Genomic DNA, 24,433 nt, shown 5'->3' with positions numbered 1-24,433 from the left:
GGTAGCATCATGGAATGGCCTGGCAATACAAGCGAAGAGAGGCAAAAACAGGAGATGGCACTTTGCTTCCCTGTTTTTACCTCTTGTTCTCCAGCTCAATCTTTACGGAAGATACGCTCCTTTCATTCAGACACCAAAATGGATATGCTTGAACTTTTCAAGCAGCACTTCAGCTTCATCCTTGCACTGGCCGCATACCGTTCCAAGTTTGGTGTGTTCCTGCAGCTCCAGATAGGTACGGGCACCTTCAAGCACAGCATCCTCAATATCGTGATCGGTAACATTCATGCACTGGCATATCACCTTAACATCCGCCTTCTTGACCTTGTCGGTCATGCCGTTACGGGTATAGTAGTCGTTGATGGCTGCCCGCAGAGCCTTGTCACCAAGCACCGAGCAGTGAATCTTGTTATCCGGAAGACCGCCAAGCTCCAGGGCAACCTCTTTCGGGGAGATATTGAATGCCTGGTCAAGCGTCCGGCCCTTGACCATCTCGGAAAGAACCGAAGTGCTGGCAATTGCACTTGCACAACCGTATGTTTCCACTGACAGTCGGTGATCACATCTTTTTCGCGGTCTACCTTTATGACCACCATCATCTGATCCCCGCACTGCAGGTTGCCTTCCATACCTACACCATCGAAATCATCGGTATTCTCACCCTGCAGAATATTCTTAGGGTTCATGAAATGTTCCTTCAGCGTATCGCTATATGCCCACTCACCTGCTTGCAGCATGCACTCCTCCTTTTATATATGCCGTTGACATGTTTCTTATTTTGTTAATTGTTCCTGGTAATACGTCAAGAAGATAATCCACCTCCTGCATCGTACTCTCCCGTCCCATACTGAACCGTATTGAGCCGTGCGCACGCTCGGCATCCACACCGGTAGCAAGAAGAACATGGGAAGGGTCAAGAGAACCCGATGCACAGGCTGATCCTGTTGAGACGGCTATGCCTTCCAGATCCAGATAGAGCAGAACTGCTTCGCCCTCCACGCCTTCAAAAGAGACATTAAGCGTTCCTGCAAGAGAGTCTGTCGGGTGACCATTGATAGAGATATCGTCAATACGCGCTTCTATCCCCTCTTTCAGGGCTGTTTTAAGCTGAACCATCCGATTGTGCTCCTCCGTCATTTCAAGCGCTCTCATCTCTACAGCACGGCCGAGGCCGAGAATGCCGAGGGTATTTTCCGTTCCGGCCCTCCGGCCCCTCTCCTGATGACCACCCCGGATCAGCGGGCAGTAGGAGACTCCTTTTTTCACAAAAAGAGCACCGACACCTTTAGGACCATATATCTTGTGACCTGAAATAGTCAGAAAATCCACTCCGAGCCTGCGGACATCAACAGGCACTTTCCCTACTGCCTGAACGGCATCAGTATGCATATAGGCACCGCTTGCATGCACCATTTTGGTAATCGCTTCAATATCCTGCAGGGTGCCGATCTCATTGTTTGCCATCATAACCGAAACCAGACCGACATCATCACCAAGCATACCCTGAAGCTGATCGAGATCGATTTTGCCGTAACGGTCAACATCAAGATATTTGACATGTGCCCCGCGGTGTGCAAGACATTCAGCCGTTTCAAGCACACAGGGGTGTTCGATTCTTGTGGTAATAATCGTACTGCGCATCCCGCAACCGCCTACACACTGATTCGTCGCACAGACAAAGAGTGAAAGCACGGTATTGTTTGCCTCGGACCCGCTGCCGACAAAAATAATCTCCTCATCGTGCGCCCCGATAAATTCAGCCACTTTCCTGCGTGACGCCTCAACATTTGCCCGTGCTTCACGTCCGTATGCATGCATGCTCGAAGGATTGCCGAACATCTCCATGGCCGCAATCATCTCTTTTTTCACCTCCGGATGCAGCGGAGTTGTGGCATTGTGATCAAAATAAACCTTCATGTCTGCCATAATACTTCAATATTCGTGGTTACGGCCTTGGCCGTGGTTGATTGATGCTAATAATAGCCAATATACGCTCTTTATCACAACAAGGAGTGCAACCGGCACAAGCGAAAAGTCTCATCATGAAAAGCACAACAACGAGCAGCATAGATAACAAACACAGGATCACACCACCGCCCGCAACCCATTACATTATACCCCTGAGCGCTGCATCCTGCATTACTATTTTATGCTCAGTCATGAATATGCATTAAGAAATGGTAAAACGGTACTATTAATTCCAATAATTAGACTTTTTTTATCTTATTTCAAAAAAGAGCAGGAACAACTGCCGGGAGAAAAAAAGGAGAAGTGGAAATGACCGGGGTTTTTCTCCACAAAAGAAAGGACCAAAAGGAGTTCAGGGAGAGGTGAACAGGAGGTACAGGACAAATGAGACTTATAAAATAAAGACACGATGAACAAGGTTCAATTTTCCCTGTCCACGTCAGTCCACTACTCTCCACCATTACATTGACCACTAACGTCCACTTTCTTCACTATTCCCAGACTGTCTACCGGGAAACAGGGGGTTCCTCTGCAGCAGGGGCTTCCCGACGGGCGGGAGGCTGCGGAGGAGCCGGACGATCCGGAGATGCAGACGTAGCCGGCGAAGTCTGGATTTCCGGAGGAGAAGGGCGTTCGCGATCCACAGAGGGGTTTGATGTATCGTCACTTTTGATTGCAAGAGAATCAACTATCTGCTCGGCAACTGCAACGGTATCCTCCACCGCTGGTGAAGGCATGGCAACCGGAGCCGGTGCAGGAGTTACGGACAACTGGTAATTACCGGAAAAATAAAGAGCGGCAAGAACAGCTACAGCAATGAGAACAATCAATGCCGTGAGCGTTTTCCATGAAACCAATGATTTCTGAATCCGGACTTCCGAAGGATATTCGTCAGTGATTCTTCTCTGCTTCTGATTCTCTGCTGAAACGCCTTCATCAGTTGCCGCTCGAGGAGTTGCTCCGGAGACCTGCAGATCTTTCCTGCATTGCTCAAGTATCTCATCATTGCCGACCCCTAAAAACCGGGCATAGGACTTGATATAGGCAAAAATATAGGCTCTGGAGAGGAAAGTGAAGTCCCCCTCCTCAATATTTTCGAGATAGCTTTTCTGGATGGTGATCTGTCGGCTGATATCCTCAAGGCGGAGATTACTCTCCATTCTGGCTCTCTTCAGCTCCCTTGCCATAAGATCCAGCGCACTACTGCTTGATACCTTGTCCGTCATAGAGATGAGTCCGGATTACGAGTAACATGAGAATAAGTACAAACAATAATATTTGTAAATTTAAAAAAAACCTGCACGCCTTTCAATAAACAAAGAGTTTTTATTCCCTTTATAAAAATTGTTTTACCTGTTTTTATCCACAAAGTATATATCGCAATCCATAAGAAGCATTAACAAAAGCTTAAAAAAAACACTATAAACAGCATATAACAATCCCTTCGGCTTAATCATCACCGTATAAAGAAACATATCGCCATATTTCACGACCTCCGGCAGATTTTTCAGCAATAGAAACCATTGCTTCAGAAGCAGATACGGTACCCTGCATCGCAAGGGCTATCTGTTGGCGAAGTGCATCAAGCTCTGAATTCCGGTACTCTTTCCAGAGCAGAAAAATCCTGTCCTGGGGGGCAAAAAGTTTATGTATCCTTGCTCCTGAAACATTATCAACAGGATAAAAATATATTTTTGAAGCCCAGATCTCCGGCTTCAACGGCTGCGATAACAGAGAAAACTCTGTTATGGATTGCAGATATGAATACCTTTTTTCATCCAAGGAATGATTCCCTTCTGCCAAAATATGGAATGGAAATAGATCCGAGGAAATGATAACCAGATGCCGATAACCCTCAATTGAGCCCTCGAGTGATTCACTGAACGCTTTTCTAAACCACTCCTTTTCGACTGTCTGGTGTATATTTCCATGAGCCAATTCACGCCTGAACGTACGTATGGATGAATCGGCGGTATGCAGAGAATCAAAGCGGCTGCTTACGGCAATCTGCAGCTGTCGCTTCCCGATAAGCATAACTCCGCATAGTGAGTCGGAAATCAATGGCTTTATGATAGCCTGATCATCCTTCAGCCTTCCCTGAACAGATTGAAGCGCTTCAGGGGAAAACCGCATGATTTCAGCCGTACGCGGATTTATACTGCGCACCCTCGAAACGAGCTCCAGCAACCGGCCTCTCTTTATATTTATTGCCTGGTCGGCAGCTCTGTTTTTTTCATAGCCTTCAGCACGAAAAAAAATATCGGCTTTGCGCTGCAGCAATCCTGAAATCTCATGTTGTAACCGGCATATCTCGGCATTCAGTAGCGCATGCTCTTTCCCCGGCAGTAAACTTCGCCGATCCTGCTGTATTGATCGCTGAAGTGCAAGAAAACCGGTCTGTTCGGAAGCATCAAAGAGCTCAAAAATCCTTGATTTTTCAAGCAGAAGCCCGACAAGCCGCTTCCCGGCATTTTTTTCAAGCTGAAGAGAGGCCTCTCCGGGCCAGGGGGGGGCACTGTTACGGCTGACAGAAAAACCCTGCTGCAGGGATGAAACTCTCTCTGCATCATCAATCCCGTCGCTTTCAGCCAGCATAAAGAGTGCTGCTGAGCGGGCATAGGGCAAGTTTTTCAGTCGAAAATATTCGGCAGCCTCACGAAAAGAGTCGGGTTTGCGCACGATAACCGCATTGGATTCAAAGCGGAGAATCTGCACGAGCAGCTGATTTTTGGACTCTTCGGCAAGCGTAAGCGCCCTGAAGAGAAGGTAGCTGGCATTACGCTTATGGTTCGGAAGGAGCTGCAAACTTTTTGATGCGGTACGGAGTGCCTGAATCCTTTCAATCAAATCCTCCTGCATGCCAAATACCCGTCCGGACTCCGCAGCAATCTTTCCGGCAATGGCATCTACACTCTCAATATTGAGCTCCGGCTCGGCAACCTTGCACTGAAGCAGCCCGGACAATGCCGTTATCCGAATGACCGGGGCACGCTCAGTACCGGTAAACTCACTATAGATCTCCGCCGCCTTCCGATAGTCGCCAAGCTCACGGTAGAGCGATGCCAGCTCGAAACGGATTTGCGGTGCCGGAGAAGAGACTTTTTCAAGTGACGCAGCTGCCCCCCGAAAACTTCCAAGCTCCCGAAGCCAGACCGCCTTCTCTGCAAGCATTGCGTTACGAAGTGAATCGGAGAGCACTCCTTCAGGAAGCTTCTCAAGACGCAGTGTTGTTCTCAGTGCGTCATAGTATGAACCGGTCACTCCCTCAAGCGCTCTCTTCTCATGTAATGCCGCAACAACTTTCGGCGAGGTAATGTTCAGACTGTCAAGAGCGATCCCTTTATTGTAACAGTCGATCGCTTTGAGATACTCCCCCTTGTTTTTATATGCCGATGCCTGCTCGTATAATTTGGTCGAGTTTTCCTCTGCACTGTTGCCCGAACTGCATGAGAGAGAAAAAAAAGAAAACCCGAGAAGAAGTAGTCCCGAGAAGATCGGCAGCAGACGAATATGCATACCCCGGAGCCTCCGGCTCGCGTAAAAAAAACCAATGTAGTTGTGTAACCGGTAACGCATTTTGAAATCTGACTATAATAATTGCTCTCCTGTATTGTTACTCCACTCTGACGTAACACCGTAACGGTGTTGAACCGTTCCATGCAATGACAAATCAACCGGGACGGGTGAAATACAGAACTGCTTATTTTACTGCAATGGAGGAAAAAATACCTTTATATCTGAAACCTGCAACTCCCGTGTTGTAAGAAGTGTTCTATTATCTCGCTCCAGAGATAAATAGTTAAACCTTACACCACCATGATAGCTGAAAACACAAAAGCACCGGCCTTCACCCTCCCGGACAGTGACGGAAAAATGGTTTCACTGTCGGAGTTCATCGGCAAAAAAGTGCTGCTTATCTTCTATCCGGGTGATGACACACCGGTCTGTACCGCCCAGTTGTGCGATTATCGGAACAATGTGACGGAGTTCACCAAACGAGGCATTGTGGTGCTCGGCATCAGCTCCGACAGTGTAGAGTCACATAAGAAGTTCGGAGAGAAACATCAGCTCCCCTTCACCCTGCTCAGCGACACCAAAAAATCAACCGCAAAAGCCTACGATGCCCTCGGATTCCTGGGCATGTCGCAGCGCGCCTATGTCATGATCGATGAACTCGGCGAGGTCGTGCTCTCCTACAGCGATCTCCTGCCGATAACCTATCAGCCAATGAGGGATTTATTGGCGAAAATCGACGCCGCATAGGAGGCACTCTCTATTAATTTGTTCCGCGATTCGATTGCTTTGTTGGGTGGTGCTCAAAATCCTCATGTACTCGCGTGTACATTCCGGTTTTTGCGCTCCATCCGCCTCGCACTCGAACCGCTCACGACAATTAATAGAGGTGCCCTTTTTTAAATGTTCCGTTTTGACAAATCGGGATCGAAATTCTCACCCCGAAACGTCGGGAACAGCATGTTGATTATTGCGGAACATCATTCTTATTCTTCACTTCAAACGCTCATGCCAGACACCCGGCTTACGACGTTGATGAAAGAAGGAAACCACGAGCAGCTCATCAAGACTTGGGAGATAGATGAGCACGTAGGGAAACTTGCGAAAGAGCACCCTGCGGAACTCATCGCCTATGCGTAAATGCCCAAAAGGATTGCGAAGAGCAGATGCTATGCTGCGTCAGCGGCACGAGCAAACTCAAAGCCAAGCCCCAAGGCTTTTGATTCATACCAGGCCTGAGCCTCAAGAAACTCTTGCTCAGCCTCTGGACGGAGCACAACCAACATCAGGGTTTACCGGGAAACAATTTTGATCGGACCTGTTCCCATGGTATAGCCGAGGAAGGGTCCGCACGGTGTGCTGCAACGCGACGATGTAACTCATCAATCTGTGATGGCGACAACTCAACCGCTTCTGACGCCTCGGCAGCAATGCTGTCCCAGATGTCCTCAACGAGCTGAATGCGCTCGGAAACGGAAAGCTTCAGATATGCAGTATTGATGGAAGGATCAGGCATAGTGTAAATCGAGAACCATATTCAAGAAAAAGGATGCTTGGTATCTTTTCGATCTGTTTGAGGAAATCTGAGCTTCGGTAATCATGAGAATGATTCCTTGATATCATTGAGCGAATAGGGATTTGCTTCCTCCTCCATACCTCTCAACGCAGCAGAAAGGGAAAAATCTGCCCAATCCTTTATCTCCTTTTTTTCGGCCTTTAAACGAAGATATTGCACAAAATCAAGAACTTCTGCCTGTTTCGATTCTGACAATGCCTGTACATCCTTAATAATTGCCTCTGTTAAAGTCATAATGATACCTCCATCTTCAGACCCGATGATGCTTCTTCTTAAAAACTCACACATTTTCTCACAACGTCCAAAGCAGGCATAGCTATCAGCCGATGAGGGATTTCCTGGCAAAAATCGACGCTGTTTAAGCGGCTCCGTTCAAATCTGTTACGCTGTTCGATTACTGCGTTGGGAGGTGCTCAAAATCCTCATGTACTCGCGAATACATTCCGGTTCCTGCGTTGCCTTGTTCTCAAACCACTCACGACGATTTGCAATGACTTCAGTAAGTTTCGTTCATGCTAGGCATTTACTACGCCAAATAGGATTCGGGGTTAAAAATGTAGGCATATAAACTTTTATTGTAATCGGTTACCTACGCATAGGCAAAATTATAGTTTATTCATATCTATGTTAAACCCGATACCTTTCAACTCTTTCGCAACGTCTATATGCCAACGTTGCCGATCATCGAGTTCAAAGTTTACGTAACCTTGCAAATCTGATGGAATTTTCAACCCACTTGATAACAGAATAATCGTATTTTGACGGCCAATCTTTCCAATAAAATAGCCTGCCTCAAATACTACATTTTGTCTGGCCCGGACTTCAAGAACTTCATCATCTCTATATTTCCCAAGATCGTCGTCAGTAAACAACACGATGGCTGCTTTAACATTTGCATGTTTTTCAAATTTCTCAATTATAGTTTGGCCTTGATTGAGCTGTTCATGTAAAATGATTGGTTTCAACCCAAGTTTGAGTAAATAACTTGAAACTTGTGCCTTTGCGCCGTCATTTCTTCCGTGGACGACAAAAACATCGGGTGTATCACTATCAACAGCCTGCCCACTCACGATATTTACTGTCAACGATTCTTCTGAAAAGTCAGCTAAATAGTTTTTTAAATACAAGATAGCAGTCTCTAATCCTTTAAGGAACATCTCTCTTATTTTTGCAGGATTTTCCCGTATATCTCCTTGAACAACATCAATACAACTATAGAAATCGTAAAACCTAATTTTTCCGAATGATGTAACTTCATGTGAAGAGTCTCCATATTGCTTCTTGAGAAAGCGAATTACAGCGTCTTTCCAAGCTTTGAATTCAGGAGTTCCGGAAGAAGAGTTTCTGAGCAGTTCTGCCTTATCTAACAATTGATTCAATTTATGCGACAATTAGCATACTCCTTAAGGTAATTATTGTTACACACTAACATTGACTTCTCATAAACCAGACAGTCCGCAATATAAATGCCGTTAAAATAACAGCTTTTTTTTCTGCTAAAATAAATACAGCGGAAAAGGAACGGGATTGATCATTCATTCTCCACAAAATTCTCAATCCTGCGAGATTGAAGAAATGATTGGTTGGATGGACAGGCCATATCACTAAAGTTCCCAACGTGTCGGATACACGCTACCAATCATACTGCCGAATTCGTTTATCATGCAACACTGCCCAAACATAGGAAGGTCCACGCACAATGTGATTGATTTTCCCTGGACCGGTATACGGTACATATTTTAGTGCTTTACAAAAATCCGACTTTGCCACGTTGTACTTCGTTCGACTCGGACGGAAGATGTCTCCTCGGAGTGTGAACGTGAAGGGCAATCCCTTCTTCGTTGTGAAATCGTGTCCCTCAAAATCTTTGAGCCGACTCCAGACATCATCAATCGATACTCCTGACATATTCCCCCAACCCTTATTTTTTTTAAATAGGTTTATTTAGGCTAATCTGCCTAATTAATTAAGAAAAGTAATCAACATCTTTCTGTGTAAAGCTTTCCTTAATTACCGTAAAGCTACAGATATTACCGGCAAAAATAAAGGACGTGAAAGAGATGGGATTATTCAGGCATAAGGGAACTCCCCTACTGAAAACTGACGCGGGGCTTGACACCCAAAACCGCTCCGACACGGCGGAGAAATGCCAGACTGACGTTGCGGTAATTTCCTGATTCCAAGCGGGAAATAGCAGCTTGTGAGGTATGAGCCTGACGGGCAAGCTCTTTTTGGGTCAGACCGGCATTCAAGCGAAGATGGATAATCTCCCTGGCAACCTCGAACTCCTCTTCAAGAGCATCATACTCCTTTTTGAACTCCTTGTCCTTGAGATTCTCTGCAAGCAGATCATCAAAGTTTTTTGTCTTCATCGTGACATCTCCTCTATAAAAATCTTTCGCAGTTTTTGAGCCTTCTCAATTTCACCTTGATCTGTTTTCATCGAGTGATGATAGGCGCTTCCGGTCATCCAGATTCGCCTCAATCAACCGCCGTTCTTTTTCGATTTCCAGCCTGAGTTCCTCTTCCGTCGGAAGGAATTTGAGATATTTCGAGGCAAATATCTGTTTGCTTTCATGTAAAACAGAATATTTGGCAACCGCCTCACTTTTGTCGGAGCATAGAATCAGGCCAATGGTCGGATTGTCACCAGATACTTTAAACTGCTCTTCAAACAAGCGCACATAGCCGTCCATCTGCCCAACATCCTGATGGGTCAGTTTGCCAAGTTTCAGGTCAATCAACAAAAAACATTTCAGAATAAAATTGTAAAAGACCAGATCCACATAAAAATCATCATCATCAAACCTGATATGTTTTTGGCGGGCAACAAAGGAAAATCCTTTACCCAGCTCCAAAAGGAAAAATTGCAGATTACTGATAATCGCCTGTTCCAATGCGCTTTCATGCAGATTCGGAACATTTGGCAGATTAAGAAATTCCAGCACCATGGGTGATTTCAACACTTCAACCGGACTGAATGGTTCACCGGGCAACCGTTCGCGATTGCCCGCGATTAACCCTTGTTCTCCATGATGAGCAATAATTCTCTCATAGTATGAGGTTTGTATCTGTCTTTCCAGTTGCGTTTTACTCCAACCACACTCAATTGCTTCCCGCTCATAAAATTCCCGTGCCGGAGTGTTCGACACTCTCATCAGAGCGCGGTAATGCGACCATGAAAGCTTCGGTGAAAAGTCTGTAGCGAATTGGCCACCCGGCGGGTGGCTTTTTTGTTGGGCTGCCGATGCTCCTTCCTGTTGAAGAAGAATTGAGAGTCGATCCGGCCATGTCTGATATAGCTGCCTAAAATATTTAACATTGGTTAAAGAATAACCGGATCCATATTGATCAGTCAGTTGCCGTGAAAGCACCTCTATGACTTGTTTTCCGTACACAGCCCGCTCTTTGCCTTCCTGTATCTCAACAACAATTTCCCGACCAATCAGCCAATAAGCCGTGACCATATTGGTATTGACTGACTGCACCACATTTGAACGAGCTTGTTCAAGAATCTCGACAACTCGTTCAAAAAGGGTATCGCCGATAGTCATATCACGAGCCATAGTTATCTACTTAGATTGATGTCATTTCCATTTCAGGCAACAACGGCCTGTAGATCTATTTGACATTTATCTTCACAATCTGCATTTCTTCGATACCATATTTGATATCTATGTACAACTAGGCACAGTATAAGCGCCTTCGCGTCAATCATCAACCAGGAAGGGGGAAATCGCTCCTTTATTCACTCTCTGCCTTCCTGTTTGGGGCGCCATTGCTTTCCGGCAGTCCACCCTTCGGATGCTGAAACAACAGCGTCGAACTTTGGGATGTATGGTTTAATGTCCAATAGCGGTGTCTTGTTCAGGATATCAACACCCTCAACGAACAGAATATTGTTTTCCCGGCGTAGTAACTTGACGATAGAGAGGCCTATGCTATTTGGGCGACATGGATGTCTTGATGCGTAGATGCCGTGCGGCTCATCATCAAGAAATGTCGGACGTACCAGCTCTATGCTTCCGGCCCGGTCAAATAGATAGAGTAGATAAATATGAGAGAATGTCTCGATATCCTTCAGACCGGCTTCATAGTTCATGAATATCTCAACACGACCAGGCGAATCCGATGCATAAACCGTTTGCATTGGGCACTCCTTCTTTGACTCGAAGGGTGTATGTATGATTCCAATCGGTTCTATGTCCATTTTTTTTCTCGCTCCATCAGTTAGTGGTAATCAATTCGTCCCGGCAGCTTTGAAGGCCTGCGCAAGATATTCAGGAATGTGCTTTGAGTGGATCTCTTCCTGAGAAAGAAGCTTGATGTGACGGCGGAATTTCCCGTCACCTTCAAGCACCCTGTGCGGGTCAGGGAGTGCCGCGCCTTCGCTGAACTCAAGCGAAACGTGCTTTGCGTAGGAGAAAATACCGCAGAATGGTTTACCGGCAGAGAAGAGGAGACCGCCATATTTAATCTCCTCGGTAATCGAGTCGTCCAGAGCAAGCACAACTTCGCGCAATGCCTGCACAAGATCGTAGCGTTCCTCTCCATGAATACAGAGAGCTTCAAGAAATGTTTTGATTCGCTGAGAGCTCATGATGATGCACAAGAGTTACAGAACAAGAGAAGTGGACTCAAGTGGAAGAAGAAATGGTGGACTTAAGTGGACGCTGTGGACAGTATTGAAGAAAAATGATTGTTGAAAAAAAAAGTGCCCTGGGATTGCTCCTGGTCTTTGCTCTCCCTGAACTCCTTTTGGTCCTTTTTACACAAAAAGGGGAACCGTGAAATTGTCAGAGGGCGGTGGCCCGCCCTCTGACAATAAATAGCAGGTAAATCAGAACGACCGGATTGCCCGGACACGGTCAACGTGTGTTTTTGTGCCGGAGTACTGAACGCCGCTCAGGAAGTACTGACCCCAGGCTGCTTTTGATCCATTCTCGGTGGAGCTCCAGTAGTCGCTTCCGCCAAAACCACCGACCAGAACCCGGGCGGCAAAGAGCTGGTTCAACTGCTCCTTGTTTGGCAGGAACCAGTCGCTGAAGCCGTTCAGTTCAAGATTTTCACAACCTTTTTTGGCATCTTTCCAGGTAAAAAAGCCGTCATAGTTAATACCGGCTGAGTGACCCGGCAGATCCTGCCTGGCGGCAATCAGGCCATGCTCGCCTGTTTTATCGACAAAAAAGACAATACCTCCACCTGTCGCATCACCGAGAGCTGCCGCATTCGATAGCGTTGAAAACGTAACCATACTCAGTCCACTAAGCAGTAATACAATCCAGAGACGGACGATCTGTTTTGGTGCAATGAATTTCATGATGGATTTCATTGGGGGTTAATAAAAATGACCTTGTCATTACAGAAAAGGAATCCCCGGCAGAAAAACTGCCTGAAGAGGTTTCTTAAAGATAAAGGTAAAATTCATGATCATCAAATTTTACCACTTGCCTGAGTGTGATGCTCCCCGAGCGTTTCAGCGACTCAAGAGCAGGAAATCCGCACATACTTTTCAATAATCCTGCAAGTTTATGTATCTTCGCTCAAACTTTTTTCTTCAGTAACGCAAACGCATACACACACCATGGAAAGAACGCTTACCATCCTCAAGCCAGACTGTGTCCGCAAGCAGCTTATCGGTGCAGTTATCGACAAAATTGAACGCGCAGGCTTCCGGGTTGTAGCCATGAAAAAGACAAGACTCACCAAAGAGACCGCCGGAGAATTTTATGCCGTGCACCGTGAACGCCCTTTTTACGGCGAACTGGTTGAGTTCATGTCGTCAGGTCCCTGCGTACCGATGATTCTTGAGAAAGCAAATGCCGTCGCTGATTTCCGTACCGTAATCGGTGCAACCGATCCTGCCCAGGCTGATGAAGGCACGATCCGCAAGCTCTATGCCGACAGCAAGGGTGAGAACATCATCCACGGTTCCGACTCTGTCGAAAACGCCGCTATTGAGGCATCGTTCTTCTTCGCAGCCGAAGAGGTTGTCAGAAGCAACTGAGTGCATCACCCGCAAATACAACAAAAAAGCGACCACCGGGTCGCTTTTTTGTTGCTATTTTTACCGCTCTGCTCTGTTGACCTGGGCCGTTCATCACTCCCCGGCGGGCTTTTCGCCTTTAATCTCTGCAAGAAATTCGCTGAAGCTCTCGGCGTACATCTCCCACAGTGTAACAAAAAGCGCAGCGATAATGGGACCAAGAATAAAACCGAAAAGTCCGAAAAACCCGATGCCCCCAAGCGTGCTGAAAAATATCAGCAGCTCATGCATCCGTGTATCGCGCCCGATCAGGATAGGACGGATAATATTGTCAATCTGACCGACAACAATGCTGCAGAAGAGCGCAACGCCTATAGCTTGAGGATACTGTCCGGTTGCGGCAAGATAGATGACGGCAGGAACCCATACGATCGGAGGACCGAGAACCGGCACAACCGAAATGACCGACATGACAGTTCCCCAGAAAATGGCACTCTCGATTCCGGCAAAATGCAGGGCAAGACCGGCAAGAGAGCCCTGGACAACTCCCACGACGAGCGTCCCTTTGAGCGTAGCCCTCGTCACCGAAAGAAAGCGGTCAAGAAGCCTGTATTCATCGCTCTTGGTAAGGGGAAGACAGGCGAGAATCCTGTCCAGGAAAAGCTGACCGTCCTTTAAAAAAAAGAACATGGTGTAGAGAAAGATAAAGAGCAGAAACAGGTCATTGACCGCAGAGACGGTAAATGAGGAGATCGAGCTGAAAAGCAGTGACCCTGCCTGTGAAGCGAGCTCCCCTGCTTTTTTGAGGATCTCCTCGCGATAGAGCGCAAGTTCATCATAAAACGGCAGCGTACGCAGCTGCTGATCAAAAACCGCAGGCTCCTTGATCTGCTGCTGTATCAGGGGCAACGCGATACTGCTCAGGCGGACCGCCTGTGAAGCAACAACACCAAGGAGTGCCGCGAGAGGAAGAAAAACCACAAGAAGAAGCGTGACAATGGTCATGGCCGCACTAAGGCTCTGGCTTCCTCTGAACCATCTATTGAATCGGTTGAAAAGCGGCATGGCAAGCGCAGAAAAGATGGCCGCAAGAAAAATAGCCATGAAAAAATAGCGGATCATGGCAAAAAAGAGGGCCGAAATGAACAGTAATACAAGTAGAAGTATGATCTGATTGGCTTTGATGCTGTTCATAATTATGGTTGTTTGATTTCATTTTCTCTCTCCTGACCACCCCGAACCCTAAAACCACTCGGAGCGCTCCTCCCCAAGCAACCGGGTTCGAACCAGTGCAACCGCAAATATGCCGGCGGTTTCAGCCCTGAGAATAGTTCTTCCCAGCGAAATCTCACAAAAACCGGCGGTTTTGGCTTTCTCCACCTCACTGTCTGTAAATCCACCTTCACCGCCGATCATGAAAAGCGCCTTTTTCCCGGCAAACTCAACTTTCGGGGCCTCCTCCGAGGCTTCGTAGGGAATCAGCCTGAGATCATAGCCCTCCAGCGCTGAGACCTGGGCAAAGGTGAGCGGCTCACTGAGCGCGGGCAGATGGTAGCGTTTTGACTGACGTGCCGCTGAGAGCACAATGGTTTTCCACCGTTTAAGCCTCCCCTGGACCCTCTCTTTTGATGGCTGGGCGAGTGTGCGCGCCGTAATCATGGGAATGATGGACGAGACGCCGAGTTCGGTAGCCTTTTCGAGAAACCACTCGAACCGCTGCGGATTCTTGAGCATGGAGAGCGCGACCGTAACGCCGGTTTTCGGCTCACCGACAAGGCGATGGTCAAGAATCTCCGCTTCAAGCGACGATTTGCCGACCTCTGAAATCCTGGCCTCACAGCGAATGCCGTTGCCATCGGTTACAAGAATCACCGCTCCCTTCTGTTTTCTCAAAACACGCGCAAGATGATGAAACTCATCGCTGTCAATCACGATGCGCCCGGCATCAATATCGATATGCTCGCGTGATGTATAAAACAGTTCCATAGCCTCTTTACTCCTTTGCAGCCAAAGCAACTGCGGCAATTGAAATACGCTCAGCGCCTCCACTGCGGAGCGCGGCGGCGGCGGCAGCCATGGTCGCCCCTGTTGTCACCACATCATCGACAAGAAGCAGGTGGCGCACGGTGGGTGCCGGTAAAGCCTGAAATGCTCCATCTACATTCTTTTTCCGTGCCGCTGCCGAAAGTCCGGTCTGAGAGCGTGTATTGCGCACTCTCTTCAGCAGATCACGGCGAAGAGGCTTGTGCAATACCGCGGCGATCCCTTCTGCAATTTTTTCGGACTGGTTGTAGGATCGTTCGATTTTTTTCAGCGAATGAAGCGGAACCGGAACAATGCAGTCAATATCAGGGGAGTTACACCCCTCAAGCATCCACGCTCCCAACTGCCGGCCAAAACTGTTTGCGAGATTGAAGAGCCCTTCATATTTCATGGCATGAAGCGCCTGTTGCAGCGAACTCTCTTTGTGAAAGAGGTAACGGCACCATCCCTTTTCAAAATTGAAGGTTCCGCCGAACCGCGAAGCAATGGTATGACGAAGCATCGCGTCTGATGCCGATGGCGTTGAAAACGAGTCGAACTCCTCCATGCAGGAGCTGCAGCAATACTTTTCTCCGGGAACAAGTCCTTTTCTGCAGACAATGCAGACATTGGGGCAGAGAAGATGAAGCAGCTCTTCAAGCATGATCTCACCGGTTATGTTCCGCCGAAGCAGAGCGCTGCGGCACCATACACTCCTGCCTTGTTGCCCAGACGGGCTGGAACCAGCTCAAGACCCTCATGCATGGGAGGAAGCGTGGAGCGCCTGATCTGTTCCAGGGCAGGAGTAAACACAAGGTTTCCGGCAGCCGAAATACCTCCGCCGATGACAAATTTCCGGATATCCATAAGCGCCACGACACTGGCAAGCCCCACACCAAGAATTGAGCCAACCCGGTTCCAGACTGCAAGGGAGAGCTCGTCTCCTTCAAGTGCAGCTTTTTCAAGATGGCGGGGCGAAAGCCTGGTATAGTCATGATTACAGAGCAGGCCGACCGAGGAGCCGGTGGGGCTCGCTTCAATCATCCGGCGTGCAAGTGCCACAATCTGCTCTTTGCCGATAAGCCCTTCAATGGTACCCCGAATACCGGCATGAACGGCTTCCCCTTCGAAATCGATAATCATGAATCCGAGTTCGCCGGCGGTACCATTCGGGCCGCGATAGAGTTTCCGGTTCAGAATTATCCCTCCGCCAACACCGGTACCAAGAGTAACCAGCAGAAAATCCCGGAAGCTGTGGCCGGCGCCAAACACAGCCTCCCCCAATGCCGCCGCATTGGCATCATTTTCCAGAATCACCGGTATCTCAAGGTTTTCCTCTCTCTTCAGGCAGCTCTGCAATTCATCCCGCAACGCAAAGATGGTCCATCCCGGCAGATTCGGAGGATAGCTCAACACCCCTTTTTCAGCATCGACCGCGCCCGGTGCGCCAAGTCCGGTACCGGCAAACCGTTCGGGATCAAGAGTCAGCAGTGCTCCCCGGTAGAGATCAGAAATAATGGATGCAAGCTGTACCACAACCCCCGCAGGACCGGATGCGGTTTCAGTTGGAATACTCCTCTCGGTGAGGATTCCACTCTCCTCCATGACGACCGCAGCCTTGATCGCCGTACCTCCAAGGTCAATACCGATTGCCCAACGGGACATAATGCAGCACCCTCAAAATTAGTTGTTGTATGGCCTGATGAATTTCCGGCCGTATTGCCCCGAGGCAAAAAAGTCAAGAATCTCTCTGATCTCCGGCTCCTGAGGCAGTTCACTCTTCACCTTTTCAAGGGCGTTACCCAAAAGAAGCCCCGACTGAAAGAGAATCCGGTATGCATTTTTAACCAGCGTTATCTTCTCCGGCGTAAAACCCCGCCGTTTCAGACCGATAGCGTTCAGACCCTCATAGCGAAAAGAGTCATGCCCGCCTGCCATCACAAAAGGGGGAACATCAAGCGAAGCTCTTGCGATACCGCCTACCATAGCGAAGCGGCCGATACGTACAAACTGGTGAACTCCGGCAAGGCCTCCGATCACCGCATAGTCGCCAACTTCACAATGACCTCCGAACTGAACGGAGTTGGCGATAACAACGTTGTTGCCAATCACACAGTCGTGACCGGCATGCACATAGGCCATGATAAGATTATCAGAGCCGACAACGGTTTTCCCACTCGCTTTTGTTCCGCGGTTAAGGGTCACACACTCCCTGATAACCGTCCGGTCGCCGATATAGAGATAGGTCTGCTCTCCGGCAAACTTGAGGTCCTGGGGAGCGGTAGCAAGCACTGCACCGGAATGGATGCGGCAATCCCGGCCAATGCGTGCGCCGGATGCAATGTAAACGTGTGGCGCTATCGTGGTACCGTCACCGATTTCAACATCATCATCAATAACGGTGTAGGGCCCAATGGTGACCCCTTCTCCGAGAACGACACCCTGGCCGATCACGGCAGTTGCATGAACAGTGCTCTGCATAGGCTTATTGCTTCATTGTTTTAAATTTCTCCATAAGTCCAGGCTGACGAAGCTCGGTAGCAAGCCGGGCGATGATGCGATTGGCTTCATCCTCCCTTCCGAAATCGCGATATGCCCGTGCAAGCACATAAAAAAGTCGGGGATCGGACTCCAGAGATGACTGGCTGCGCAGTTTTTCAAGATATTTAATATACGAAGAGGCTTTCTGCTTTTCACCAAGACGGACATAGAGCGCAATGACCGAACCGGCAAGTTCAGGATTTAACGGGTACTGGGCGAGCGGCAGAAGCTGGGACGATTTGTCCAGAACCTCAAGGGCAAGTGCACCCCTGCGCAGCGTGCGCATGGAACCGTTTGCTTCATGGATGGTGATCTCTCCGGCAGGATCGGCAGCGAGCTCAAGGGCAAGCCGCACAAAGAGCGGGGTGTAGTTGCCGCAAAGCCGTCTTGCGGTCTCTTCAAGAAATACCTTCGGGTTATTGAGGTTCCGGTAGCGGTAAACGCCAACAAGATTGCGGTAGAGCAGCACCGGATCAACAAAGCTCATCGGGTCAGCGCTTTTAACCGGAACCACCCTGTAGGCAAGTCCGTCAAGACGGAGATAGTTTTCTATGCCGATCATGCTTTCAGGATCTACCGTCAGAGCGAAATAGATTGGCCGGGTGGAGAAGTTGTTCATCAGAATCTCATAGACCGCTATATCCTGGGGCCGGAGATAACCCTGACCGTCATAGGTCAGTCCGGGTTTCAGCAGCCAGGTCATGGTGTCCTGCGGTTCTGCGGGCAGCGAAACCCCTCGCTGAGAGGCGTCACGAACAAGCTGCTGGCGGGCCGGAAACGAAGGAAGAACAGCATCCACCGAATCAATCGGAACGTAGGTGATATCGGCAATCTCTCCATCACTCAGACTCAATGCAACCGGCTTGGCTCCTCTTGGACGGCTGTTTTTCAACTGATCGAGGTACCAGCCGGTATTGGCCAGACTGAGATTGACCACCCGCACATCGGTACGGATTCCCTCGACCTCCTGAAGGTACCAGAGCGGAAAGGTGTCATTGTCGCCATTGGTAAAAAGAATGGCATCCTTTTCACAGCTCTGCAGCATATTCCAGGCCCAGTCCCATGGCACATAGTTGCCGGAGCGGTCATGCACCCGGTAGTTTGCCTGCAGCATCCGGCCGTTGATCAAAAGAAACGCTGCGGCAACCGTCAGCGAGGCGAGAATTAACTGCGTGTTTCTGCCTTTTCCTTTCAGCCGATCGCTGGCCATCTGCCAGATGCTCTCCACCCCGATGCCTATCCAGAGGGCAAAAGCAAAAAAGCTGCCGACATAGCTGTAATCCCGCTCGCGCGGCTGAGGTTCAGTCTGGTTGAGATAGATAACAAGAGCTGCGCCGGTTAAGACAAAGAGCGCCGTAACGACAAGTCCCATCTTCCATTGACGCCTGAAGTGCGTGACTGCACCGACAAGCCCGACAAGAAATGGAAGGCCCCACAGCACCGACCAGTCGACTCCGGCTCCCTCCATATCATGCTCACGACCGATAAACTGCCAGCCGAAATAGCGGAAGTACATCTTCTGCATCTGATAGGTGAGAAAATAGTCGAGATCGCTCGAGTACTGCTCGTAAAAATACTGATGCACCGGCTCGGGTGACCACCTCCGCGGCCAGAGGGGCATATCTCCGTACTGGTCACGGTTCAGGTAGGAGAAAAAGACGGTCGGAGTCGACGGGTTATTTTCATTGATTGGCGGCCCGGCCTGTGCCCGCACAAAGATCAGCGCGTAGGAGGTATAACCGATAATAATAAGAAAGAGTGACACCAGAAGCGTGTTCAAAAGCGGCATCCGGTGTTTATGGCTATACCAGGTGCCATAGATGAGCAGGGCGAGAAAAAGGAAAAAACCGGGCCACGAGGTAAGCTGAAAAATTATGGGCAGCCCTTTGATAATACCGATATAGATCAGGAAAAAAAGCCCCGAAGAGGCCAGGCACAGCAAAGCAAACGATTTAACCGTAACCTTATGTTTTTTGAAATAGTAGAGGAGGGCGACAGGGAAAACCGCCAGCAGACTGAGCAGGTGAACACCGATAGAGAGACCGATCATATACATGACGAGCAGCAGCCACCGTTCATTGCCCGGCCTGGGCTCTTCTTCATACCAGCGGAGAATAATCCAGACAATAAGGGCAGTAAACAACGATGAGGCGGCATAGACTTCGGCTTCAACGGCATTGAACCAGAAACTGTCGGAAAAGGCAAGGGCCAGCGCTCCGATAACGGCACTGCCATAAGCCGATACCTTTTCAGCCATGCTCCAGCCTGCCGGATCGCTCTTTCGATAGAGCATAATAAGCCGGACAATGATGAGATAGGTCAGACTGACGGATGCTGCGCTTGCAAGAGTACTGATCAGGTTGACTCTGGCTCCGATATCAGTGAACAAGGGAATCATGGTAAAGAGGCGCCCGAGCAGAAGAAAAAGCGGTGATCCTGGAGGGTGCGGAATACCGAGTGTATAGGCTGTAGCGATAAACTCCCCGCAATCCCAGAACGAGAAAGTGGGAGCCATGGTGGCGAGGTATAAAATTTCCGCTGCAATAAAGAGAACTGCCGCAAGAGTACGATTAATCGTCCGGTGTGTCATAGATCTGAAACGTTGTCAATAAGCCTGTCCGAAAATAAGATCCCCGGCAATGAGATCGGCAAACAAAAAACCTTTTTCTGTCAGATAGAGCCTCTCCTCTGCAAGTCGTATCCACCCTTTCGCTTCGAATCGTGCAATGCGTTCTGAAAGGCGAAGCCCTAATTTATTGTCTTTTCTCAAAAACTCAACACATAGACCACTGTTTATTCTCAGCGCAAGAAAAACCTTTTCGGTAAAGATCTCCTCATCCGTCAGCTCCTCACGAAAAGAGCCCACTGCCTCCGGGTTCGCGATATAGCGGCTCAAAGCTGAAACATTTGCCGTGCGGATTTCACGTCCCCCTGAGCAATAAAAACTGTGTGCCGAAGGACCGAAACCGATGTATGGCTGACGCTTCCAGCTTGCCAGATTATAGCGGGAGTGATGATTACCGAGACAGAAGTTGGAAACCTCGTAATGATGGTAGCCCTCCTCACCCAGTTTCCGCCCTGCATACTCATAGAGGTCAGCCTGCACGCTCTCATCCAGAACAGTAATCGATCCGTTCATCAGATTGCGGTGAAGCAGGGTCTTCGGCTCCACAGAGAGCATATAGACTGAGATGTGCTGAGGCCGCAGCATAACCGCCTGCTCCATATCGGCCTTCCAGAGCGGCATCTTCTCTCCCGGAACTCCACAGATAAGATCAACACTGACCGAATCGAAATGCTTCAGAGCCCTTTCTGTTACCTGCATCGACTCAAGAGCTGTATGGGCACGACCAAGTGCACGAAGCTTTTCATCGGTAAAGGATTGAAGGCCGATACTCAGCCTTGTTATCCCGGCCGCACGAATCCCCTCCATTGCCCCTGCCGCAAGATCTTCCGGATTTGCCTCAAGAGCTATTTCGATATCGGGAGAAAACGTGCAGAGGGCGGCAACCTGCTCAAGCCATCCGGCAAGGTAGTGTACCGGTACCATGGATGGCGTACCTCCCCCGAAATGAATCGCGCTGATGGTACGGCCTTGCAGCATCGGGGCACGAAAAGCCGTCTCAAGAGCGAGAGCCCTGAAAAACGCTTCCACATGTTTTGTTGCGGTTACAAGATAAAAATCACAATAACTGCACCGGCTCCGGCAGAATGGAATATGGACATAAAGTGAAAGCATGGAAGAAGAAGAGCCGTCGGGCTGTTCAGAGGGAGTTTCAGACAGGGGCAAGGATATACTCCGTAACGGCCTGATAGAGATCATCAGCTACAAATTCAGGAATGATATTTTTCTTCAAGCAGAGATCTTCCTCATTATGACCGGTACGCACAAGTACAGGCCTCAGTCCGGCCCGCTGGCCGCACTCGACATCAATGGTTTTATCTCCGACAAAAAAAGAGGCACTCCTGTCGACTACAAGTCCTTCGGCCTGATAGTCCCGTATGGCATGCTCAACCATTCCGGTTTCCGGTTTCCGGCACGCGCTGTAACGGTCGTAGAGTGGATGGGGGTAGTCCGGATGGGAGGGGCAGTAGTAGCATCTATCGAACGCTGCACTCCGCAGGGAGAGCAGCTCATTAAGGTACCGGTTCACCTCCTCAACCTGTTCAACCGTCGCAATCCCCCGGGCAATACCCGCCTGGTTGCTGATAATAACGATCCTGAATCCGGCAGCCTTTGCCAGAGCAATAGCCTCATCGGCGCGCTCAATCAGAATCAGCTGCTCTTTCAGATAAACGTATGAACCGGTATCGCGATTGATGGTTCCATCCCGGTCAAGAAAAAGAACCTTTATGGTCTCCGACATCTTTTTTACGGCTTTTCAAGAAGTTTGCGATACAACTCGCCATACTCTTCAGCCGAGTTTTTCCAGGCAAAATCACGGTTCATAGCTTCACTGACAATCTGCTGCCAGAACTCCCCGTTCTGATAGCACTCAATGGCCTCCTGAAGCTTCAGGGTCAGAGCCTCTGCGGTATACTCATGGAAAATAAATCCGGAACCGTTGCTGCCTGAAAGTTCATCAATGGTTTCAACAATACCGCCTCCTGCATAGACAACGGGAATTGTTCCATAGTTCATGGCAAACATCTGGATCATTCCGCACGCCTCAATCTTTCCGGGCATAAGCAGGATGTCGAGTCCGGCAATCGCAAGATGGAAGAAGGTGTCGGAGTACTCCGTCTGAACACTCACCTGTTCGGGATGCTCCGCTGCAAAATCCTGAAATACTTTTTCATATTTCTTGTCACCCGAACCGTAGATCACGAGCTGGATATCAAGCGCAACAAGCTGTTCAAGACTTGCCTGAAGGAGCTCGGCGCCCTGGAACTCGTCAAAGTTGGCGATAACACCCACGACCGGCACGCCTTCACGATAGGGTAGTCCGGCCTCTTCGAGCAGCGTTTTTTTATTGTCCAGCTTGCCCTCCATATTCTCCAGACCGAAACGTTTTTTGATCAGCTTGTCGGTCGAGGGATTCCACTGACGGGTATCAATACCGTTGACAATTCCGTGAAAATTGTCCTGATGCTCCTCAAGAACCCGGCCGAGCCCGTAGGTCTGCACACCATCATGCACAATCTCTTCGGCATAGCGCTTTGAAGTTGTGGTAAGCAGGTCTACATTTTCAACTCCGGTATAGAGCATATTCACCTCATCGTTTTTGCGATGAAGTGCACTGGAAACCTCTTCGGGGAGCTGCTTCTGGAAAACCTTGAAGGGAAGAATACCCTGACGGTAGATATTATGAATGGTAAGAACCGTTTTTATCTCCCTGAAAAACTCATGGTCTGCATAGACCGTTTTCAAAAGGAGCGGAATAAGGCTTGCCTGCCAGTCATGACAGTGAATAATATCGGGCTTCCAGCCAAGCCGCTGGAGGGTCTCAAGCACACCGACATTGAAAAAAATCACCTTTTCTGCGGTGGCTTTCAGATCATTTTCGGCAGCTATATCGGTAAAAAGACCATTGCGCTTGAAATATTTCTCATTGTAGAGAAAATAGGTCTGGATCTTGCTTGATGGCAACGCCGTAACCTTGACGTTCAGCAAGTCTGTTTTCTCCTTGAGATGTACCTCAATATCGGACAGGCGCAGAACATCATGCAACCGGAACTTCCGGTCATTGATGGTGCCGTATTTAGGCATCATGATACGTGCCTCGAACCCTTCCTCCTCAAGCGCCTGGGGAAACGATGCCATAAAGTCAGCAAGCGCGCTGATTCTTACAAAAGGAGATACTTCACCGGAGACATAAAGAACTTTGAAATTTCGTCTGGACATCTATAGGTCAATCAATCTATTATTTTCTTCAAAAACTTTCATAGAACTACATTAGTTTTTAATTTACGAATTTTCACCGTCAGATACAATCAAGCCTCCCTCACCTCTGAACGGACAGGTTATTCATGCCGGGTAGATCACGCATCATGAAACTCTTCATCTCTCTGCTGATACTGCTATTGGCGGCTTGCGCATCGGACAGGCCGCCATCAGGAGGTCTTGCAGAAAGCGCCCCTCTTCAGGTTATTTTTTCCGACCCGGTACCCGAATCAGTCAATGTCGCAACAAAAAGCATCCATCTGACATTCAGCCATGAAATTTCAGCACGTCAATTAGTCAATTCGGTGCATTTTCACCCGGCTGTCGGCAACTATGATATTGCTGTGAATGGAAGAGAAGCGGAAATTATACTCCACACTCCTCTTGAACGCAACCGCACCTACACGCTCACTCTTGACAAAAATCTCCGGGATTACCTCGGACGGACCTTTTCTGCCCCCTATTCACTGGCATTTTCATCCGGTCCGGTTATGGAGAGCGGCAGAATAAACGGAGCGGTACTCAATGAAAACTGGTCACCGGGTACGAATGCAGTGGTACTTGCCTTTACTGATCAGCGGGAAACCGGCACCGGCGAAACAAGCCTGCTCAAGAGAGAGCCGGATTATCTTGTTCAGACAGACGCTTCCGGATCCTTCACCTTCAAGCATATCAAAGCCGGATCATACAGGATTTTTGCAGTCAACGACCGGAACCACGACCTTCGCTATAACTACCGCTCGGAGGAGACCGCTCAAAGCCGCACCGAAGTTGTTTCGTCCGGTCAAAAAGCTTCCGGTGATCTTGTTTTAAGAGTTACCGGCATGCAGCGCGATTCCGGCACCCTTGTATCATGCATTCCGGTTACCCGCGGGCAGATCGAAATCAGCTTCTCCCGACCGCTTCTGACCTCCTCATTTGACCCTGCAAATGTTGAGATCCG

At 48.8% G+C, this 24,433-nt stretch carries 24 protein-coding genes and 1 pseudogene (1 of these 25 cut by a window edge); 4 read left to right on the top strand and 21 right to left on the bottom strand.

From position 1 onward, the window contains the following. Positions 1-126: 126 nt before the first annotated feature. The 4 genes and pseudogenes from CFERDRAFT_RS07530 to CFERDRAFT_RS07515 form a co-directional block, all read right to left on the bottom strand. Positions 127-737, bottom strand: a pseudogene (locus CFERDRAFT_RS07530) (iron-sulfur cluster assembly scaffold protein). Further along, the gene (locus CFERDRAFT_RS07525) at positions 721-1,917 is read right to left on the bottom strand and encodes a cysteine desulfurase family protein (protein ID WP_083791480.1); all 1,197 of its coding nucleotides are present in this window, start codon (positions 1,915-1,917) and stop codon (positions 721-723) included. The pseudogene CFERDRAFT_RS07530 and the gene CFERDRAFT_RS07525 overlap by 17 nt, the downstream one beginning before the upstream one ends. A 557-nt stretch (positions 1,918-2,474) precedes the next feature. After that, entirely contained in the window at positions 2,475-3,194 is a 720-nt protein-coding gene (locus CFERDRAFT_RS07520) for a helix-turn-helix domain-containing protein (RefSeq protein ID WP_006366613.1), read from the bottom strand. Between the two features lie 223 nt (positions 3,195-3,417). Further along, positions 3,418-5,484, bottom strand: a complete 2,067-nt coding sequence (locus CFERDRAFT_RS07515; protein ID WP_006366612.1) for a tetratricopeptide repeat protein — start codon at positions 5,482-5,484, stop codon at positions 3,418-3,420. 300 nt (positions 5,485-5,784) lie between these two features. Between CFERDRAFT_RS07515 and CFERDRAFT_RS07510 the strand changes: the two genes are divergently transcribed. Next, the gene (locus tag CFERDRAFT_RS07510; protein ID WP_006366611.1) at positions 5,785-6,231 is read left to right on the top strand and encodes a peroxiredoxin; all 447 of its coding nucleotides are present in this window, start codon (positions 5,785-5,787) and stop codon (positions 6,229-6,231) included. 210 nt (positions 6,232-6,441) lie between these two features. Continuing rightward, a complete protein-coding gene (locus CFERDRAFT_RS12370; protein ID WP_050770655.1) occupies positions 6,442-6,621 on the top strand; it encodes a hypothetical protein in 180 nt (59 codons plus the stop codon). 145 nt (positions 6,622-6,766) lie between these two features. On the opposite strand, the gene CFERDRAFT_RS07500 is transcribed toward CFERDRAFT_RS12370, so the two are convergent. The 8 genes from CFERDRAFT_RS07500 to CFERDRAFT_RS11725 all read right to left on the bottom strand — a co-directional run bounded on the left by CFERDRAFT_RS07500 (position 6,767) and on the right by CFERDRAFT_RS11725 (position 12,377). Next, a complete protein-coding gene (locus tag CFERDRAFT_RS07500) occupies positions 6,767-6,997 on the bottom strand; it encodes an addiction module protein (RefSeq protein WP_006366610.1) in 231 nt (76 codons plus the stop codon). 81 nt (positions 6,998-7,078) lie between these two features. After that, positions 7,079-7,402, bottom strand: coding sequence for a DUF2281 domain-containing protein (locus CFERDRAFT_RS12365; RefSeq protein WP_006366609.1), 324 nt, complete (start codon positions 7,400-7,402; stop codon positions 7,079-7,081). 260 nt (positions 7,403-7,662) lie between these two features. Beyond that, positions 7,663-8,448 (bottom strand): TIR domain-containing protein, encoded by a 786-nt coding sequence (locus CFERDRAFT_RS07490; protein ID WP_006366608.1) that lies wholly within the window; start codon positions 8,446-8,448, stop codon positions 7,663-7,665. Positions 8,449-9,147: 699 nt separating this feature from the next. Then, positions 9,148-9,429 (bottom strand): helix-turn-helix domain-containing protein, encoded by a 282-nt coding sequence (locus CFERDRAFT_RS07480; protein WP_006366607.1) that lies wholly within the window; start codon positions 9,427-9,429, stop codon positions 9,148-9,150. 51 nt (positions 9,430-9,480) lie between these two features. Beyond that, positions 9,481-10,623: a PDDEXK nuclease domain-containing protein gene (locus CFERDRAFT_RS07475; RefSeq protein WP_050770653.1), complete on the bottom strand. Its 1,143-nt coding sequence runs from the start codon at positions 10,621-10,623 to the stop codon at positions 9,481-9,483. Between the two features lie 182 nt (positions 10,624-10,805). Beyond that, positions 10,806-11,267, bottom strand: coding sequence for a tRNA (N6-threonylcarbamoyladenosine(37)-N6)-methyltransferase TrmO (tsaA, locus tag CFERDRAFT_RS07470; protein ID WP_006366605.1), 462 nt, complete (start codon positions 11,265-11,267; stop codon positions 10,806-10,808). A 30-nt stretch (positions 11,268-11,297) separates the two neighbouring features. Continuing rightward, the gene (locus CFERDRAFT_RS07465; RefSeq protein ID WP_006366604.1) at positions 11,298-11,657 is read right to left on the bottom strand and encodes a DUF1801 domain-containing protein; all 360 of its coding nucleotides are present in this window, start codon (positions 11,655-11,657) and stop codon (positions 11,298-11,300) included. Between the two features lie 240 nt (positions 11,658-11,897). Next, positions 11,898-12,377 (bottom strand): Lcl domain-containing protein, encoded by a 480-nt coding sequence (locus CFERDRAFT_RS11725; protein ID WP_166807225.1) that lies wholly within the window; start codon positions 12,375-12,377, stop codon positions 11,898-11,900. A gap of 264 nt (positions 12,378-12,641) precedes the next feature. On the opposite strand from CFERDRAFT_RS11725, the gene CFERDRAFT_RS07455 reads away from it, so the two are divergent. After that, entirely contained in the window at positions 12,642-13,064 is a 423-nt protein-coding gene (locus CFERDRAFT_RS07455; RefSeq protein WP_006366602.1) for a nucleoside-diphosphate kinase, read from the top strand. A 93-nt stretch (positions 13,065-13,157) separates the two neighbouring features. Here the strand turns inward: CFERDRAFT_RS07455 and CFERDRAFT_RS07450 are convergent, their stop codons facing one another. Genes CFERDRAFT_RS07450 through CFERDRAFT_RS07410 form a run of 9 tightly spaced genes read right to left on the bottom strand, consistent with a single transcriptional unit; the run spans position 13,158 to position 23,451 of the window. Beyond that, a complete protein-coding gene (locus tag CFERDRAFT_RS07450; protein WP_006366601.1) occupies positions 13,158-14,237 on the bottom strand; it encodes an AI-2E family transporter in 1,080 nt (359 codons plus the stop codon). Positions 14,238-14,285: 48 nt separating this feature from the next. After that, positions 14,286-15,029, bottom strand: a complete 744-nt coding sequence (locus CFERDRAFT_RS07445; RefSeq protein ID WP_006366600.1) for a 16S rRNA (uracil(1498)-N(3))-methyltransferase — start codon at positions 15,027-15,029, stop codon at positions 14,286-14,288. A gap of 7 nt (positions 15,030-15,036) precedes the next feature. Next, positions 15,037-15,729 (bottom strand): ComF family protein, encoded by a 693-nt coding sequence (locus CFERDRAFT_RS07440; RefSeq protein WP_006366599.1) that lies wholly within the window; start codon positions 15,727-15,729, stop codon positions 15,037-15,039. 11 nt (positions 15,730-15,740) lie between these two features. After that, complete coding sequence (locus tag CFERDRAFT_RS07435; protein ID WP_006366598.1) at positions 15,741-16,730, bottom strand: ROK family protein; 990 nt, start codon at positions 16,728-16,730, stop codon at positions 15,741-15,743. 18 nt (positions 16,731-16,748) lie between these two features. Next, a complete protein-coding gene (gene lpxA / locus CFERDRAFT_RS07430) occupies positions 16,749-17,546 on the bottom strand; it encodes an acyl-ACP--UDP-N-acetylglucosamine O-acyltransferase (protein ID WP_006366597.1) in 798 nt (265 codons plus the stop codon). A gap of 4 nt (positions 17,547-17,550) precedes the next feature. Continuing rightward, positions 17,551-20,196, bottom strand: coding sequence for a glycosyltransferase family 117 protein (locus CFERDRAFT_RS07425; RefSeq protein WP_006366595.1), 2,646 nt, complete (start codon positions 20,194-20,196; stop codon positions 17,551-17,553). Positions 20,197-20,211: 15 nt separating this feature from the next. Then, entirely contained in the window at positions 20,212-21,345 is a 1,134-nt protein-coding gene (hemW, locus tag CFERDRAFT_RS07420; RefSeq protein ID WP_006366594.1) for a radical SAM family heme chaperone HemW, read from the bottom strand. Positions 21,346-21,382: 37 nt separating this feature from the next. Beyond that, positions 21,383-21,973: a D-glycero-alpha-D-manno-heptose-1,7-bisphosphate 7-phosphatase gene (locus CFERDRAFT_RS07415; protein WP_006366593.1), complete on the bottom strand. Its 591-nt coding sequence runs from the start codon at positions 21,971-21,973 to the stop codon at positions 21,383-21,385. Between the two features lie 5 nt (positions 21,974-21,978). Further along, a complete protein-coding gene (locus tag CFERDRAFT_RS07410; RefSeq protein ID WP_006366592.1) occupies positions 21,979-23,451 on the bottom strand; it encodes a starch synthase in 1,473 nt (490 codons plus the stop codon). A 125-nt stretch (positions 23,452-23,576) separates the two neighbouring features. Here CFERDRAFT_RS07410 and CFERDRAFT_RS07405 point away from each other — a divergent pair, with 125 nt between their 5' ends. After that, positions 23,577-24,433, top strand: partial view of an Ig-like domain-containing domain gene (locus tag CFERDRAFT_RS07405; protein ID WP_040433445.1) — the 5' portion only. 856 nt of this gene lie beyond the right edge of the window; 857 of the gene's 1,713 nt are visible here — the first part of the coding sequence; the start codon lies at positions 23,577-23,579; its stop codon lies off the right edge, out of view.

The organism is Chlorobium ferrooxidans DSM 13031, from assembly GCF_000168715.1.
In the GTDB taxonomy this organism is placed as follows: domain Bacteria; phylum Bacteroidota; class Chlorobiia; order Chlorobiales; family Chlorobiaceae; genus Chlorobium; species Chlorobium ferrooxidans.
The sequence above is the reverse complement of the archived record's forward strand: the minus strand, read 5'-3'. Positions and strand labels throughout refer to the sequence as shown.